A 16,210-nucleotide genomic window follows, 5' to 3' on the forward strand; every position below is an offset into this window, starting at 1 on the left:
CGCAGCAAACAAGGGGGTCTCATGCAAAACCTATTCATCCGCGGCACGGTTGCCGCGCTGCTCGCCTGCACGTCGAACGTCGCGATGGCGCAAGCCGATGTCCAGCCCGATCAGGCCGAACTCGGCAGCGAGGATATCGTCGTCACCGCCCAGAAGCGCGAGCAGCGCATCCAGGACGTGCCGCTGACCGTCACCGCGGTGACCGGCGCGCGGATGGCCGAGCTGGGCGTCAATTCGCTGACCGAAGTGGCGATGTACATTCCGGGCCTGCGTATTCAGGAGCAGAGCGCGAACAATCCGGGCTTCGTGATCCGCGGCATCACCTCGGACAGCGGCTCCTCGCAGCAGGGCGCGCGCGTCACGCTCTATTATAACGGCGTGGACATCTCGCGCACGCGCGGCGCGTACCAGGATCTCTACGATCTCGAGCGCGTCGAGGTGGTGAAGGGCCCGCAGGCGACGCTGTTCGGCACCGCCTCGGCGGTCGGCGCGGTCTCGATCATCTCGGCGCGCCCGGTCGCCGGCACGTCGGGCGGGATCACCGCGTCGTACGGCAATTACAACCGCACACAGGTGTCGGGCTTCCTCAACGCGGGCAACGACGTGCTCGCCGGTCGCCTGGCGTTCGCCTACAAATATCGCGACGGCTATGTCCGCAACATCGCCGGCGATCCGGATCGCGCCAACCAGAACCAGGGCCGCATCGACCAGGACGATCTCAACGGGCAGGACCAGCGCGGCGTGCGCGGTTCGCTGCGCTTCACGCCGTCGGACAGCGTCACCGCCGATCTCGTGCTGACCTATGACGGGCAGCGCAATCCCGGCACCGCGTTCAAGAGTCGTGCCTTCGCGCCGACCGGCGGGCAGACCGGCGATTATGGCGATGCTGAACTGTCGGGCTCGCCGTTCAGCGAACAGGTGCTCGGTGACCGCAAGCTGGGCCTCAAGCGCAACGTGTATGACGCCAATCTGACCGTCGCGATCGACGTCGCGCCGGGCGTCACCTTCACCACGGTCAACGGCTATCGCCGCTTCGACGCCAACGAGGTGTTCGACGCCGATGGCGGCCCGGCCTGGTATCTCGAATTCGCCGAGGATGCGAAGGGCGACCAGTGGAGCCACGAAGGCCGCTTCAACTTCACCGGCGACAAGCTCCGCGCCTCGTTCGGCTGGAACGCTTTCTTCGAGAATAACAGCCAGCGCGTGCCCTTCTCGACCGAAGAGGGCACATACATCGCCTGCTCGGTCGCCGGCGCCTATGCCCCGGTGCGCGCAGGCCTGACCGCCGCTGGCGTGCCGACCGGCACGGGCTGCGTCGCCGCCAACGGCACGATCCCTGCCGCCACGCTCGCCACCCGGCTGCTCAGCGGCGGCCGTCTCACGCAGCAGGCCTATGCCTCGGAATTCACCAATTTCGGTAACAACGACACTTATTCGGTATTCGCCGACGCGACCTGGACGCCGGTGCCCGCGCTCGAGGTCACGGCGGGTGCGCGCGTGCTGATCGAGGATCGCCAGTCGGGCTATAGTTCGGTGCAGCCCAATTCGGTGCTGCTCGCCGGGCTCGGCATCAACACCAGCCTGCTTGGCACGGTCAGCACCGGCGGGCGCAAGCTCGAGGCTGAGCGCAGCTTTTCGGCCTTCCTGCCGCGCTTCAACGTGCTGTACCGCGTCACCGATCGCGTCAACATCTACGGCACGGTCAGCAAGGGACGCCGCTCGCCGGTGGTCCAGCTCGCCGCAGCATCGGTCGGCGGCACGGTCGTTCCCAATCTGCAGATCATTCCGAACGAAATCGTGTGGAACTATGAAGGCGGCATCAAGGGCAGCGCCGGTCCGTTCACCGGCTCGCTCGGCGTGTTCTATCAGACCTACAAGGGCTTCCAGTTCTCGGTCACGCAGAACGCCGTCACCACCACGCAAAGCGCCGATGCCAAGAATCTGGGCGTCGAGGCCGAGGCCAATCTGCGGCTCGGGCAGATGGTCTCCCTGTTCGGCAACTTCGCCTATATCGACGGCAAGTTGAACGAAGACGCGGCGTTCGGGAATTTCTCGGGCGATCGTTTCCGTCTGCAGCCGAAGATCAGCGCCTCGGGCGGCATCAACGTCCGCGTGCCGCTGAACGACAGCGTCACGCTCTATGCCGTTCCCTCGGCGACCTATCAGAGCAAGGTGTTCTTCGAACTGCCCAACAACGATGCGATCAGCCAGGGCGGCTACACGCTGGTCAACGCCCGCGCCGGCGTCGAGTTTGCGCAAGGTCGCTACCGGATCGGTGGCTTCGTGCGCAACGCGACCAACGAACGCTATCTGATCGATGCCGGCAATACCGGCGGCGGCTTTGGCGTCCCGACCTACATTTCGGGTGAGCCGCGCATGTATGGCGTGGAAATCGGCGGCAAATTCTGATCCACGGCGAAGACGAACAGAGGCCGGGCGCGCGGGTGGACATGACCCGCGCGCCGGTCTTGTTTCGCGCCGCCCTTGTTGCGCTGCGACAAGTAGGCTAGGGGCGCGCGCTAATCATTCCCCAAGCTAAAGCACCGGATACACTCATGGCCCTCCGCAATGTGGCGATCATCGCGCACGTCGATCACGGCAAGACGACCCTCGTCGATCAGCTGTTCCGTCAGTCCGGCACGTTCCGCGACAACCAGCGCATCGAAGAGCGCGCGATGGATTCGAACGATCTCGAAAAAGAGCGTGGCATCACCATTCTCGCCAAGCCGACCTCGGTCGACTGGACGCCGCCGGGCGAATCCGAGAGCATCCGCATCAACATCGTCGACACGCCAGGCCACGCCGATTTCGGCGGCGAAGTCGAGCGCATCCTGTCGATGGTCGACGGCGTCGTGCTGCTGGTCGATTCGTCCGAAGGCGCCATGCCGCAGACCAAGTTCGTCACCGGCAAGGCGCTGGCGCTGGGCCTGAAGCCGATCGTCGTCGTCAATAAGGTCGATCGCTCGGATGCGCGCATTCAGGAAGTGCTCGACGAAGTGTTCGATCTGTTCGTCAGCCTCGACGCGAATGACGAGCAGCTCGACTTCCCCGTGCTCTATGCCTCGGGCCGCAACGGCTATGCCTCGACCGACATGGACGCGCGCGAAGGCACGCTGATCCCGATGTTCGAGACGATCGTCAGCCATGTTCCCGCCCCCAAGGTGGAAGTCGCCGGTGTGCCGTTCACCTTCCTCGTGACCTTGCTCGACCGCGATCCGTTCCTCGGCCGCATCCTCACCGGCCGGGTCAATTCGGGGGTGGTCAAGCTCAACCAGCCGATCCACGCGCTCGATAACGATGGCAAGATCATCGAGACGGGTCGCGCCTCCAAGATCATGTCGTTCCGCGGGCTCGATCGCGTGCCGGTCGACGAAGCCAAGGCCGGCGACATCATCAGCCTGGCCGGGCTTTCGGTCGCGACTGTTGCCGACACGATCGCCGACGTGACCGTCTCCGAGCCGCTGCACGCCCAGCCGATCGATCCGCCGACGCTGTCGATGCGGTTCGCGGTGAACGATTCGCCGATGGCCGGCCGCGAGGGCACCAAGGTGACCAGCCGCATGATCCGCGAGCGCCTGTTCCGCGAGGCCGAATCCAACGTTGCCGTGAAGGTCACCGAGGCGGCTGACAAGGACAGCTTCGAAGTCGCCGGCCGCGGCGAGCTCCAGCTCGGCGTGCTGATCGAGACGATGCGCCGCGAGGGCTTCGAACTCGGCATCTCGCGTCCGCGCGTGCTGTTCGGTGAGGACGAAGAGGGCAAGAAGACCGAGCCGTACGAAACCGTCATCATCGACGTCGACGATGAATATTCGGGCACGGTCGTCGAGAAGATGAACATCCGCAAGGCCGAGATGACCGACATGCGTCCGTCGGTCGGCGGCAAGACCCGCATCACCTTCTCGGCGCCGTCGCGCGGGATGATCGGCTATCACGGCGAGTTCCTGTCGGACACGCGCGGCACCGGCATCATGAACCGGCTGTTCGAGAAGTACGGCCCGCACAAGGGCCAGATCGAAGGCCGCAAGAACGGCGTGCTGATCTCGAACGGCGCGGGCGAAGCGAACAACTACGCACTGGGTCCGCTCGAGGAGCGCGGCATCCTGTTCGTCGGCCATGGCGAGGCGCTGTACGAGGGCATGATCGTCGGCGAGAATGCCAAGCCTGACGATCTCGAAGTCAACCCGATGAAGACCAAGGCGCTGACCAACTTCCGCGCCTCGGGCGGCAAGGACGATCAGGTCCGCCTGTCGCCGCCGAAGCGCGCGACGCTCGAGCAGGCGATCGCCTATATCGACGACGACGAGATGGTCGAAGTGACGCCGAAGTCGATCCGCCTGCGCAAGCGCTATCTGGACGCCAACGAGCGCAAGCGCGCGAGCCGCGCGAAGCAGTCGTAAGGCGGATGGGCGGGTCGGGCGAGCCGCAGCGCAAGCTGCGGCGCGCCTGACGCCCGCCCGGCCAGCCTCGCTCGGGCGAGGATCGACGGCGGTCTAGGCTGCGCCGTTCCGGTATGCGGCACCGTCCGGCGTGCAGGTCACGGCAGCCCCAGCAGCCGTCCCATCGCCGTGCGCAGCTCGGCCGTCGCCGCGCGCACGGCCGCCGCGGACTCGGCATGCGCCGCCTCCAGCGCCGCCAGATCACCGCCGCAAAAGTCGCAATCAGCATGTTCGATCCGCACGAAGCGGCGACAGCCGCGACACAGGCGCAGCGGCACCGGAATGCGCCCGGGCTCAGGCATCGGCCAAGACGGCGGGCATGGCCGCCTCCACGACGATCGCGAACTCGCCGTGATCGAACGAACGCCCGTCCGCATCCTTCACCTTGACCAGCCGCTCGCGCAGGCCGCGTGCGGCAAAATCGAGCGCGCGATGATGGCACATCGGATTGTTGCCCGCGCGCCCCATCAGCGCATGCGCTGTCCAGGTGCAGCCCGCCAGGCACGTTTCGGCATAATAACAGCCCCGGCAATAGCCCCATAGGTCGTCTACCGTGCGGCGCCTATTGAACGCGATCGGCTCGGCATTTTCCCAGATGTCGCGCAGGCGCCGTGCGCGGATATTGCCGCCGGCATAGGGGCTGGGCAGGCCGGGGCAGGACTTGATCGTGCCGTCCGCCTCGATCCCCATCACGGTATCGCCGGCATTGCAGCCGTGGAAGTGGATCTCGTCGTTCATCACGTTGCGCAGCGCGGATTCGTGCGGCCCGAAATAGCCGATATTGCTCGCCGGCTGAATGAACAGCCCGCGCTCGCGCCCCTCGACCGCCAGCTCGGCGAGCAGCGGCATCACGTCCAGCATCTGCCAGGGTTGCAGCAACATGTCCGGGTGGTCGGCGGCGTTGCCCATCGCCGTGGTGATCGCCAATTGCCAATTGTGGCAGCCGGCATCGATGATGATGTCCATCAGCGTGCGCAGTTCCGGCAGCGTATGGGCGTTGATCTGCGTGTTGACGCCGACCTCCAGCCCGTGCCGGCGGACATTCGCCATCGCCGTCAGTGCCATTTCGAACGAGCCGATCACGCCGCGCAGCCGATCGTGCGTCGCGCCGATCCCGTCGATCGAGATGCCCACCGCGTTGAGCCCCGCCGCCGCCGCCTGTGCGACGCGCGCGTCGCTCAGGTTGCGCCCGCCGGTCTGCAGATCGCATTCCATCCCCCTGGCGCGGATTGCGGCGATGATCTGCAGCCAGTCCTTGCGCAGATAGGCTTCGCCGCCGATCAGCCCGACGCTGCGGGCGCCCAGCTCGGCGATCTGATCGACCAGATCGAGCGCCTCTTCGGTCGACAGCTCGTCGCGCCGGCGCCGCCCGGCCCGCGATCCGCAGTGCGTGCAGGCCAGGTCGCAGGCCAGCGTGATCTCCCACACCACGCTCACCGGAACGCGTCGCAGGATGTCGTCCAGCCCCGAATAGCGAACGGGCAGCGCGATGTCGTGCTGCCCCTCGATCACGCGCTCGCTTTCCGCGCCACGCCCTGGGCCGCTTTGATCAGGCCGTCAAAGTCGCCATATTCGGCCTTGAGCTCCTGCGCACCCTTGATCAGCGCATTAAGTTCTACGGTGTCGGCGCGCTCGAGAATGTCGAATACAACGGGGCGATAGTATACACGGCCCGGATCAAGAAGGCGATGCAGTCGATCGAGGGTCAATGCTTCGAGGCGTACCTTAGGAATTGCCATTTCCTGTCTCCCCATCGTGCGACAGTCGAGTCGCTGTAAAACAATACTATAAATATACGTCTGTGCAAAATGCGGATATATTGCCCGGGGATAAACTATAGGCATAGTATTCGCGGAGCAGGTGAAGGCTGCCGGAAGGCGCAGCTGAACGGCGGCTAAATGGCGCATTCCAAGTGGGTTAAGGCCGACTCGCTTAATCCGAGGAAACAAGCTCGGCAGGGTGCGCGTTTATCGGACCGAAGCGGATTGGGCTTGCTGGCATGAGGAGTATGAACATGAACAGCTTGATGAAGAAAGCGGGTCTGGGCGTGGCACTCGCCGCCACGGCGCTCACGGCGGCGGCGCCGGCCGATGCGCAGCGCTATCGCGGCGGCTGGGGCGGTGGCTATGGCCGCGGCTATGATCGCCACCACGACAGCGCCGGGCCGGCGATCGTCGCGGGCATTGCCGGTCTCGCGATCGGCGCGGCGATCGCCTCCAACGGGCGCGATCGCTACCGTGACGATTATTACCGCGATCGCGGCTATCCGCGGAACTACGATTACAATTACTATCAGCGGCGCGGCTATTACCCCAATGACGGCTATTATGCGCAGCGCTATCGCGGGCGCGGCTATGGCGGGTGCCGGGTCGAGCGGCGCTGGGATCCGTATTACGGGCAACGCGTGCGCGTGCGCGTCTGCTACTGATCCGATGATCGTGCGGGAGCGGCGCCGGAGCGATCCGGCGCCGTTTTCGTGTCTGGCAATTGCGGGGATTTTGCGCCAAAGGCTCGGCCCATGACCGATACGCCCCCAGACCGCCTGTCCTCCAACCCGCGCAGCCCGTTCTTCGACGAGGAGAAGCTGGCCCGCGGCATCGGCATCCGCTTCAAGGAGCGCGAGCGCCATGACGTCGAGGAATATTGCCTGTCCGAAGGCTGGATCCGCGTCGCGCTCGGCAAGAAGGTCGATCGCAAGGGCAATCCGCTGACGATCAAATATAGCGGCCCGGTCGAGGCCTGGTACGAGCGCCCCGCCGATGGCGCGGGCGATGCGGTCGCCGTCGACGAGAGTTGATCGACCGGTCCCGGCAGGCGGTAATCCTGTCGGGGTCAATCGTGATCGACGAATTCGCCTTCCGGCAGGCGCTGCTGCGCCGTGGTGAGGTCGAGGATCGCGTCGGCAGGCGCGATGCAGCGGTCCTGCGACACCGCGGTGCCGCCTTTCGTCACTATGATGCCCGCGCCGAATGCCGGATCGTTCGGCCCGTCGCCGAAGCGGGTGCGGATCGTGCTGCTATAGACGACATAGCCATAATCGCCGCTGGCAAACCGCACCTGGCTTTCGCCCCCGCCAGAATAAGCACGATTGGCATAGGTCAATCCGGCGGAGCCGGCGGGCGAGACAAGTTCGAGCTTGCCCGGCAGGCCGGCGCGATACTGCGTGCCGCCTTGGCCGGCGCAGACCGCGACCAGCCGCCGCTTGGTGCGGCATTCGAAAATGACCGTCTCGGCGGGCGTGCACAAGCTTACCGGCTTGGCCACCGGCGCCGCGTGGAGCGGCGCCAGCGTCAAGGGCGCGGCCAGCGCAAGCAGCGTCAGCGGCTTCAGTGCACGAACCGCGCAACGACGTCGCGATAGCTGCGCGACACCTTCACCTGCGCGTTCGACTGCAGCACCAGGAAGCATTCGCCGTTGGTGTGCGGCTTCACCTCTTTCACCAGGTCGAGATTGACGATCGTCGAGCGGTGCACGCGCTGGAAACGGCGCGGATCGAGCCGCTTCTCCAGATCCTTCATCGTCTCGCGCAGGATCAGCGTGTTGTCGCCGGTATAGATGCACATGTAATCGCCGGCCGCGTCGATGCGCTCGATCGTGTCGACGTCGACGCGGAAAATCTGCCCGCGATCCTTGATGTTGATGAGCTTCTCGAAGCGGTTGGCGGAGACCTGCTCGCCGCCCTCGCCGAGCTCGGTGACGGTATCCGGCGAGACTTCGGCCAGCACTTCCTTCAGCCGATCCACTTCCTCCACGCCGCGTTTCTCGGCCAGCCGCTGCCGCACGCGGTCCAGCGTGTCGGCCAGGCGCGATTCCTCGACCGGCTTGAGCAGATAATCCACTGCCTGCGCCTCGAACGCCTTGAGCGCATGATCGCTATATGCGGTCACAAAGACGAACAGGGGCGGCTCGACTTCCATCAGGCCCTGGACGACCGAGAAGCCGTCGAAGCCGGGCATCTGGATGTCGAGGAAGACCAGATCCGGCTTGTGCGTCTTGATGCTGCGGATCGCCTCGCGGCCATTCTGGCAGCGGTCGATGATCTCGACATCCTCGTGCGCGGCGAGGCGGAGTTCCAAGCCCTGGATCGCCAGTGACTCGTCATCCACCAAAATCGTTCTAATCGTCATGAAACCTCTCTTGCCAACCCTCTCGACGGCTCGTCGAGCTGGAACGGTATTTCGATCTCCACTTCGAACCCGCCTTGCGGCCGGCTCCTTGCTTCGAAGCTGTGGTCAGGCCCGAACGCCTGCGCCAGACGTTCTCTGATATTGGCAAGCCCGACCCCGGTTGAAAGGCTTGGACGCGCTTTCATTTCATGCAAGCCCGGACCGGTATCGGATACGCTGATCTGCACGCGATCTCCGGCGAGCCGCGCGGCAACGCAGATTTCCGCGCCTTCCTCCTTCGGCGTGACGGCATATTTGATCGCATTCTCGACCAGCGGCTGCAGCAGCAGCGACGGCAGGCGGGCCCTTTCGACGCGCATGTCGATCTCGAAGGTGGGGCGCAGCCGGTCCTCGAAGCGCATCTTCTCGATCTCGAGATACAGTTTCAGCGTCTCCACTTCCTGCTGCAGCGTGACGTTGGCGGTCGCCTCGTTGGCCAGCGTATAGCGCAGGAACGAGGACAGGCGGCTGAGCATCGTGTTGGCGCGCTCGGTCTGCTTGAGCAGCACCAGGGTGGAGATCGAGTTGAGCGTGTTGAACAGGAAATGCGGGTTGAGCTGGTAGCGCAGCATGGCCAGCTGCGCCGAGCTGGCCTGGTTGCCGAGCGTTTCGAGCTGATCGATCTGCTCCTCGACGATCAGATAGAAATTGATCCCGAAATACAGCGCCGACCAGCCGGCGAGCACGGTGAAGCTGAGGAAGATCGTGCCCAGCACGAGGTTCAGGTTGAGCCCGGGATTGTCGAGCTTGATGAACGAGAAGGAGAAGGCGTTGAGCACCGAATAGAGCAGGGTCGCCGCCGCCAGCGTGATGATGGTGAGCAGCACGCCGCTGATCCGCGGCAGGCCGCGATAATAGCCGTACAGCGTGGAAAGCAGCAGCGTGATGCAATAGCCGACGATCGATTCGATGATCACCGGGATCAGCACGTCGAGCGACGGGCCGTTGGAGATGCTGGAGACGCTGCGCAGGATCAGATAGCCGCTCCAGCCCGCCGCCTGCAGCGTCCAGAAGGCGCGGCTCTTCTCTTCGAAGAAGGGGCGCGAGAAGATGTCGGGCTTCTTGATCGCGCGGGCGGGTGGGTGCGGGGTGGCCATCCCCCAGGCCTTACAGGGAGTGCCCATACAGCGCAAAGCACGGCGGGCGCGGTATCGTGGATCGTCGCGCGCGGATGATCGTGCGGCGGCGCCTGCCGATCAGGGACGGCGCGTGGGCAATGACGCCATCACCGCCGCGCGCCATTCGGGCGTGCCGCTGCTCCAGCCGGCGATCTCGTCCAGCGTCCGCCGGCATCCGGCGCACCGGCCGCTCGCCGCATCGATATCGCAGATATTGATGCACGGGCTGTCGATCCGTACCAGCGGTACCGTCTCGAACCCCTCGTCCCCGCCGCGCACCGGGCTGCTCAGTCGACGGTCAGCCGGGCGTTGAGGAAGCTCGGCAGCGGGCCGTTCCAGCCGCCATCGTCCGGCTCGTCCTGCGGCGCGCGCGGCGGATCGTTGCGCGGTTGCTCGTTGCGCGGCGGGCGGCTGTCGCGTGGCGGGCGGGCGGCGCGCTCCTCGCGCTGCGGCCGCTCGTCGCGCGCAGGGCGTGCCTCGCGCTCGGGCCGCTCTTCCCGCGCCGGGCGTGCCTCGCGTGCTGGCCGTTCTTCGCGTGCCGGCCGCTCATCACGGGCCGGCCGCTCGTCACGCGCGGCGCGTGGCGCGCGTGCCGGTTCGGGCGTGGCTGCCACGGCGTCGCGTGCCGCCGGCCGACGACGACCGCGCGGGCTGCGCTCCTCGCGCGGTGCGTCCGCAGCCGGCGCGCTGTCGTCGACCGCATCGACCGGCGCGTCGACCGCGCCGTAGCGTTCAATCTTCATGCCGGTCAGCTTTTCGATATTCTCGATATTCTCGGCATCGTCTGGCGTGACCAGCGTGAAGGCGACGCCCGTCGCGCCGGCCCGGCCGGTGCGGCCGATCCGGTGCACGTAATCGTCGGGATGCCAGGGCGCGTCAAAATTGAACACATGGCTGACACCCTTGATGTCCAATCCGCGCGCCGCGACGTCGCTCGCCACCAGGATGTTGACGTCGCCGGCCTTGAACCGCTCGAGCTCGGCGATGCGCTGCGATTGCTCCATGTCGCCGTGGATCTCGGAGGAGCGGAAGCCCATCTTCTGCAGCGACTTGTTGAGCTCGCGCACCGTCGTCTTGCGGTTGGAGAAGATGATCGCGGTCTTCACGTCTTCCGCGCGCAGCAGCTGGGTCAATTTGTCGCGCTTCTTCGCGCCGGATACCGGCACGATCCACTGCTTGATATTGACGTTGGCCGTCGCCGGCCGCGCCACTTCGATCGTCTTGGGGTTGCTGAGGAACTTGTCGGCCAGCTTCTTGATCGGCGGCGGCATCGTCGCCGAGAACAGCAGCGTCTGGCGCGTCTTGGGCAGCTTGGTGCAGATTTCCTCGATGTCGGGGATGAACCCCATGTCGAGCATGCGATCGGCCTCGTCGATCACCAGCAATTCGCAGCCGGTGAGCAGGATCTTGCCGCGCCCGAACAGGTCCATCAGCCGGCCGGGCGTGGCGATCAGCACGTCGACGCCCTTTTCCAGCGCCTTCTGCTGGTCACCCATCGAGACGCCACCGATCAGCAGCGCCATGCTCAGCTTGTGATACTTGCCGTATTTCTCGAAATTCTCCGCCACCTGTGCGGCGAGTTCGCGCGTCGGCTCGAGGATCAGGCTGCGCGGCATGCGGGCGCGGCTGCGGCCCTCACCCAGGATGTCGATCATCGGCAGCACGAACGCGGCGGTCTTGCCCGTTCCGGTCTGCGCGATCGCGACGAGATCGCGCATCATCAGCACGCTGGGGATCGCGCTCGCCTGGATCGGCGTCGGCTCGGTGTAGCCGGATTCGCCGATGGCTTTCAAAAGCGGGTCGGAAAGGCCGAGATCGGCGAAGGTCATGCAGTATCCGGATATAAAGGGGCAGGGGGGAAGCCACCGTGCCAACCGGCAAAGCGCTTGCGGATTGGCGGCCAAATGTCAAGGTAAAGGGCGTTTTGGGCCCTGCGCCGATCCGGGCCGGGGGCAGGGGGAAGGGAAGCTTGCCGGCTGCCGCCTCGTCGGGGTGGCCTGCACAACGGGCCCCGGTCTGCGCCGGGGCAGAGCTCGATTGCTATTTCTTCGGCTTCAGCCGCTTGAACGTGGAGATCGGGCAGGCACGCCCCGATCGCGCGCGGATCACGTCGCGGTCGCTGCACAACTGCCCATCGGGCGTCTGCCGCAGATAGATGCCGGCGTAGAAATCCAGCGTCGGGCAATCGCCGCCCAATCGCGCCCGCAGCATCGTGCCGTCGGTCAGCAGCAGATCGACATTGTCCTTGCGCGCCACGCCGGTCCCGGCCAGCCGCTCGATCGGCACGCATTTGGGGCCCTTCTTTTCGCTCACGCGCGGTGACACCGGGAAGGTGGTCGGCGCGGCGTCGAGCGGGCGGCTGACGCGCGCCGGTGCTTTCTGCGTGCGGATGATGATGCGCTGGCGGATGGTGAGTTGCGTCATGCCCCAGCCGCGCGGCGCGGGCGCGCTGCCGCGCGGCGGATCGGCGGCGCCGGGCGCCACGAGCATCAGCAGCAGTGCGGGGGGCAGGGGATTCGGCATCGATCCGGGCAGCCTAGCCGAAACGGTTGAACGCGCGATGAATTGTTGACGGCCGGATCGTCATCGAACCTGTCGTGCCGGACGCGTGCGTGGTAGCGCGGCGTGCATGACACCGGCGCAATCCAGCATGATCCAGGCCGTCCGCACCGCCTTGGGCGACAAGGCGGTGATCGACGACGCGCACGATATCGAGCCCTGGCTGCACGATTGGCGCGGCCGCTACCACGGCGCGACACCCGCCATCCTCGCGCCGGACAGCACCGCCGGCGTCGCGCAGATCATCACGCTGGCGGCCGCACACGGCGTCCCGCTCGTGCCGCAGGGCGGCAACACCTCGATGGTCGGCGGCGCCACCCCGCCGGCGGATGGCAGCGCGCTGATCCTGTCGCTGCGTCGGCTGAAGCGCATCCGCCACGTTGATCCTACCGCCAATCTCGCCGTGGCCGAGGCCGGCGTGATCCTCGCCGATCTGCACGATGCGGCGCTGGCGCAGGGGCGCCGCTTCCCGCTCACGCTCGGTGCGCGCGGCAGCGCCACGCTCGGCGGGCTCGCCTCGACCAATGCCGGCGGCACGCAGGTGCTGCGCTTCGGCACGATGCGCAGCCTGGTCGCCGGGATCGAGGCGGTGCTCCCAGACGGCCAGATCCATGACGGCCTGGCCGCGCTCAAGAAGGACAATCGCGGCTACGACCTCGATCATCTGCTGGTCGGCGCCGAAGGCACGCTGGGCGTCATCACCGCCGTCACCGTGCGGCTGGTCCCGGCGATCGCCGCCCGTGCTGTCGCCTGGGTCGGCCTGAGCAGCCCGCACGATGCGCTGCGCCTGTTGCACGCGCTGGAATCCACCACCGATGCGATCGAGAGCTTCGAGCTGCTCCCCGCCGAATCGCTCGCCGCGGTGCTGCGCCATATCCCCGCCACCCGCGCGCCGCTCGCCGGCGCGCATCGCTGGCACGTGCTGATCGAGGCGGTGGCCAGCGATGCCGGCGCCGAACCACCGGCGCAATTGCTCGAACGGCTGCTCGCCCCCGCGCTTGCCGCGGGCCTCGCCGCCGATGCGGTGATCGCCGCCAGCGAAGCGCAGGCCGAGGCGTTCTGGCGCATCCGCGATTCGCTGTCGGAATCCGAACGCGCGCTCGGCCCCGCCGCGCAGCACGACATTTCCGTCCCGGTCGAGCGGATGCCCGATTTCATGCTCGATGCCGCCGCCGCCTGCGACGCGCGCTTTCCCGGCACGCAGGCCAGCGGCTTTGGCCATCTCGGCGACGGCAACGTGCATTTCCACGTCCGCGCCCCCGCCGGCATGGACGCGGCGGAATGGTACGGCGATCTCGCCCCCGTCGTCACGTCTTACGTCCACGATCTCGTCACCGCGGCGGGCGGCTCGATATCGGCCGAACACGGCATCGGCCAGATGAAGCTGGCCGAGCTGCAGCGGCTGGCCGCGCCGGCGCGCATGGCCGCGCTCCGCGCGATCAAGGCCGGGCTCGATCCGCACGGATTGCTCAATCCCGGCAAGTTGCTCGCGCTTGCGCGTGGCCCCGCCACGCCATAGAGCGGCACACCTGTTAGGCCGCCGGGGGGGCGGCTGTTTGTCGATGGAGATACCGATGGCCAGCGCGCCGCAGAACGTCCAGCTCCCGCTTTTCTACAAGGCGCTCGAGCCGCTCTCGTCCGAGGCACATGCCAATTTCAAGGTCCGCGAGGCGGACAGCGCGCCGTTCGTCGTCGATCAGCATGCCGTGCCCGTCACGGTCGAGGAATTCCCGCTGGTCCAGCGGCACATGCCGATCGTCTTCACGCTCGGCGATGAAGCCGTGCCGATCGCGCTGATGGGCATGAACGAGGGCGTCAACGTGTTCTTCGACGAGAACGGCCGCCTGCTCGACGGGACGATCTATCTCCCCGCTTATATCCGCCGCTATCCCTATCTGCTCGCCAAGCTGCGCCCCGAGGCGCAGGAATTGTCGCTGTGCTTCGATCCGACGACCGAGACGCTCGGCGCGTTCGAAGACGGCATTCCGCTGTTCGCCGATGGCAAGCCGACCGAAATTGTCACCAACATCCTGAGCTTTAACGAATCGTTCGAGGAAGCCGGCGTGCGCACCGGCAATTTCATGAACGACCTCAAGGAAATGGGGCTGTTGATGGACGGCGAAATCACGATCCAGCCGGAGGGCGCCGAGCAGCCGTTCGTCTATCGCGGCTTCCAGATGGTCAATGAGGAGAAGCTGGCCGATCTGCGCGGCGATCAATTGCGCAAGATCCACAAGAACGGCATGCTGCCGCTGATCTACGCGCATCTCTTCTCGTTGTCGCTGATGCGCGACGTGTTCGGCCGGCAGATGGCGCAGGGCAAGATGCCCAAGCCGGAAATCGCGCTCCAGTAATCAACCGGGGCAACAGGGAGACGGGAGCATGAGCGCGCAGGTCGAACGCTACAACCGGGTGGCGATCTGGTTCCACTGGAGCATCGCGCTGCTCGTGCTCGCCAATCTCGCGCTCGGGCTGCTGCACGAAAGCCTGTTCGAGGGGCTGCGCTGGGTGATGCCGATCCACAAGTCGATCGGCCTCACCGTACTCGCGCTGACGCTCGGCCGGATCGCCTGGCGCCTCACGCACCGCGCGCCGGCGCATCCCTCGACCATGCCGGCGTGGGAGCGCACCGCCGCCGGCACCACGCACTTCCTGTTCTACGTACTGATGCTGGCGCTGCCGCTCAGCGGCTGGGCGATGGTCTCGGGCTCGGCCAAGCGCCGCCCGCTCGATTTCTTCGGCCTGTTCGACGTGCCGTATTTGCCGGTCGGCCCTTCGGTCGGCAGCGCCGCGGGCAATGCCCACGGCCTGCTCGGCTGGGTCATGCTGGCGCTCGTCCTGCTCCACGTCGGCGCCGCGCTGCGCCATCACTTCCTGCTGCGCGATGGCGTGCTGGCGGGGATGGTGCCAGGGCTCGCGCCTCGCCGTTAATAGGGATAGGGCACGGGCTGCGTCAGCGGTATGTCCGCCGCGGTCGGCAGCGGGCGGCCCTCATAGACTTGGAGCGAGCGCCATTTGACGTTGACCGTCTGGTATGACGCGATCGGCACGCCGGCAGCATCCAGCGCCGGCCGTCTGTAGCGCCCGCGCTTGAGAATGGCCGCGCGTCCTGCTTCATCGAACAGGGCATCTTCGCCGTTGATCACCTTGCAGTCCGTCACGCGGCCGTCGATATCGACCTTGAACAGGTAGGTACTGTTGGCGCCGGCAGCGGCCATTCTGCCCGCCGCCGGAAAATCTTCCGACTTGATGAAGCCACCGGTACTGCCGTCGGCCGGTGTCGCGACGCGGGCCTGCACGGCCAGATCCACGCCCCAGGTTTCGATCACTTCATCGTTGCAGGTCTTGAGCGCACGTAACGCCGGCGCGATGCGCACCAGCCGGACGCGCACCATGCGCTCGCCGCTAACGCGCATTTCGAGTTCGCTGGCGTGCAGCAATGCGGCCATTTCGCTTTGCCGCACCCCCATCGTGGTTGCCCGCCTCGCGCCATCGTCGAAGCGCCGGCCGAACGACGTGCCCACCGCCTCGGTGCCGCCGGGCAACAGCCGGACCTTGCCCTCGCCGACGACATAGCTCTTCTTCTGAGTATTGGTCAGCAAGCGCCATTCGGCGGAATCGCTGAGCGGCAGGGGGCGATAGGCCAGCGTCACTGCGTCCGCGCCCGTGCCGTAATCACGCGTCAGCAGGCAGCGATCGCCGACGAACATCACCAGCCATTTGCCCGTCGGCTCGAGCACGGGGGCGTCGGCCGCCGGCGCAGCGTCGGCGGCGCCGATCATCGCCAACAGTGAAGCTGCGTGTCGCCACATTGTCTTTCCCCCATGGCCCCCGCCATGATGCCCGATGGTATACGGTATCTTGCGTCAGGCAGAGGGTTTTCGCGCCCGTCGCGGCGGCTGGTCGAACGATGGTACGCGGCGACGCAACG

At 66.3% G+C, this 16,210-nt stretch carries 17 protein-coding genes; 7 read left to right on the plus strand and 10 right to left on the minus strand.

Features of this window, described 5'->3' with window-relative positions:
* Window positions 1-21: 21 nt before the first annotated feature.
* Together NV401_RS05545 and typA are read left to right on the plus strand one after the other, a co-directional pair.
* Window positions 22-2,409 (plus strand): TonB-dependent receptor, encoded by a 2,388-nt coding sequence (locus NV401_RS05545; RefSeq protein WP_261293394.1) that lies wholly within the window; start codon window positions 22-24, stop codon window positions 2,407-2,409.
* 146 nt (window positions 2,410-2,555) lie between these two features.
* Entirely contained in the window at window positions 2,556-4,397 is a 1,842-nt protein-coding gene (gene typA, locus NV401_RS05550; RefSeq protein WP_261293395.1) for a translational GTPase TypA, read from the plus strand.
* A 137-nt stretch (window positions 4,398-4,534) separates the two neighbouring features.
* Here the strand turns inward: typA and NV401_RS05555 are convergent, their stop codons facing one another.
* From NV401_RS05555 to NV401_RS05565, 3 genes are read right to left on the minus strand one after another with little or no spacing between them, the layout of a single operon-like run.
* Window positions 4,535-4,738 carry a hypothetical protein gene (locus NV401_RS05555; protein WP_261293396.1) on the minus strand — a complete coding sequence of 68 codons (204 nt, stop codon included), beginning with the start codon at window positions 4,736-4,738 and terminating at the stop codon, window positions 4,535-4,537.
* Window positions 4,731-5,948 carry a radical SAM/SPASM domain-containing protein gene (locus NV401_RS05560; RefSeq protein WP_261293397.1) on the minus strand — a complete coding sequence of 406 codons (1,218 nt, stop codon included), beginning with the start codon at window positions 5,946-5,948 and terminating at the stop codon, window positions 4,731-4,733. The genes NV401_RS05555 and NV401_RS05560 overlap by 8 nt, the downstream gene beginning before the upstream one ends.
* Window positions 5,945-6,175: a hypothetical protein gene (locus NV401_RS05565; protein ID WP_261293398.1), complete on the minus strand. Its 231-nt coding sequence runs from the start codon at window positions 6,173-6,175 to the stop codon at window positions 5,945-5,947. The genes NV401_RS05560 and NV401_RS05565 overlap by 4 nt, the downstream gene beginning before the upstream one ends.
* Window positions 6,176-6,450: 275 nt before the next feature.
* Here NV401_RS05565 and NV401_RS05570 point away from each other — a divergent pair, with 275 nt between their 5' ends.
* Both NV401_RS05570 and NV401_RS05575 read left to right on the plus strand, forming a co-directional pair.
* Complete coding sequence (locus NV401_RS05570; RefSeq protein ID WP_261293399.1) at window positions 6,451-6,864, plus strand: hypothetical protein; 414 nt, start codon at window positions 6,451-6,453, stop codon at window positions 6,862-6,864.
* Between the two features lie 90 nt (window positions 6,865-6,954).
* A complete protein-coding gene (locus NV401_RS05575; protein WP_261293400.1) occupies window positions 6,955-7,233 on the plus strand; it encodes a DUF3297 family protein in 279 nt (92 codons plus the stop codon).
* A gap of 35 nt (window positions 7,234-7,268) precedes the next feature.
* Here NV401_RS05575 and NV401_RS05580 read toward each other — a convergent pair whose 3' ends face one another.
* The 6 genes from NV401_RS05580 to NV401_RS05605 all read right to left on the minus strand — a co-directional run bounded on the left by NV401_RS05580 (window position 7,269) and on the right by NV401_RS05605 (window position 12,243).
* On the minus strand, window positions 7,269-7,730 hold the full coding sequence (locus NV401_RS05580; protein WP_261293401.1) for a hypothetical protein: 462 nt from the start codon (window positions 7,728-7,730) through the stop codon (window positions 7,269-7,271).
* 32 nt (window positions 7,731-7,762) lie between these two features.
* On the minus strand, window positions 7,763-8,563 hold the full coding sequence (locus NV401_RS05585; protein ID WP_261293402.1) for a LytR/AlgR family response regulator transcription factor: 801 nt from the start codon (window positions 8,561-8,563) through the stop codon (window positions 7,763-7,765).
* Entirely contained in the window at window positions 8,560-9,699 is a 1,140-nt protein-coding gene (locus NV401_RS05590; RefSeq protein WP_261293403.1) for a sensor histidine kinase, read from the minus strand. The genes NV401_RS05585 and NV401_RS05590 overlap by 4 nt, the downstream gene beginning before the upstream one ends.
* 99 nt (window positions 9,700-9,798) lie before the next feature.
* Window positions 9,799-9,999 (minus strand): DUF1289 domain-containing protein, encoded by a 201-nt coding sequence (locus NV401_RS05595; RefSeq protein WP_261293404.1) that lies wholly within the window; start codon window positions 9,997-9,999, stop codon window positions 9,799-9,801.
* A gap of 8 nt (window positions 10,000-10,007) precedes the next feature.
* Window positions 10,008-11,549 carry a DEAD/DEAH box helicase gene (locus tag NV401_RS05600; protein ID WP_261293405.1) on the minus strand — a complete coding sequence of 514 codons (1,542 nt, stop codon included), beginning with the start codon at window positions 11,547-11,549 and terminating at the stop codon, window positions 10,008-10,010.
* 211 nt (window positions 11,550-11,760) lie between these two features.
* Window positions 11,761-12,243 carry a hypothetical protein gene (locus NV401_RS05605; RefSeq protein ID WP_261293406.1) on the minus strand — a complete coding sequence of 161 codons (483 nt, stop codon included), beginning with the start codon at window positions 12,241-12,243 and terminating at the stop codon, window positions 11,761-11,763.
* A gap of 106 nt (window positions 12,244-12,349) precedes the next feature.
* Here NV401_RS05605 and NV401_RS05610 point away from each other — a divergent pair, with 106 nt between their 5' ends.
* Genes NV401_RS05610 through NV401_RS05620 form a run of 3 tightly spaced genes read left to right on the plus strand, consistent with a single transcriptional unit; the run spans window position 12,350 to window position 15,210 of the window.
* Window positions 12,350-13,798, plus strand: coding sequence for an FAD-binding oxidoreductase (locus NV401_RS05610; RefSeq protein WP_261293407.1), 1,449 nt, complete (start codon window positions 12,350-12,352; stop codon window positions 13,796-13,798).
* A 55-nt stretch (window positions 13,799-13,853) separates the two neighbouring features.
* A complete protein-coding gene (locus NV401_RS05615) occupies window positions 13,854-14,633 on the plus strand; it encodes a SapC family protein (RefSeq protein WP_261293408.1) in 780 nt (259 codons plus the stop codon).
* A gap of 28 nt (window positions 14,634-14,661) precedes the next feature.
* On the plus strand, window positions 14,662-15,210 hold the full coding sequence (locus tag NV401_RS05620; RefSeq protein WP_261293409.1) for a cytochrome b: 549 nt from the start codon (window positions 14,662-14,664) through the stop codon (window positions 15,208-15,210).
* On the opposite strand, the gene NV401_RS05625 is transcribed toward NV401_RS05620, so the two are convergent.
* Entirely contained in the window at window positions 15,207-16,061 is an 855-nt protein-coding gene (locus tag NV401_RS05625; RefSeq protein ID WP_261293410.1) for an energy transducer TonB, read from the minus strand. The two genes, NV401_RS05620 and NV401_RS05625, sit on opposite strands and share 4 nt — an antisense overlap.
* Window positions 16,062-16,210 lie beyond the last annotated feature (149 nt).

Origin of the sequence: Sphingomonas hylomeconis (assembly GCF_025370105.1) — a bacterium.
In the GTDB taxonomy this organism is placed as follows: domain Bacteria; phylum Pseudomonadota; class Alphaproteobacteria; order Sphingomonadales; family Sphingomonadaceae; genus Sphingomonas; species Sphingomonas hylomeconis.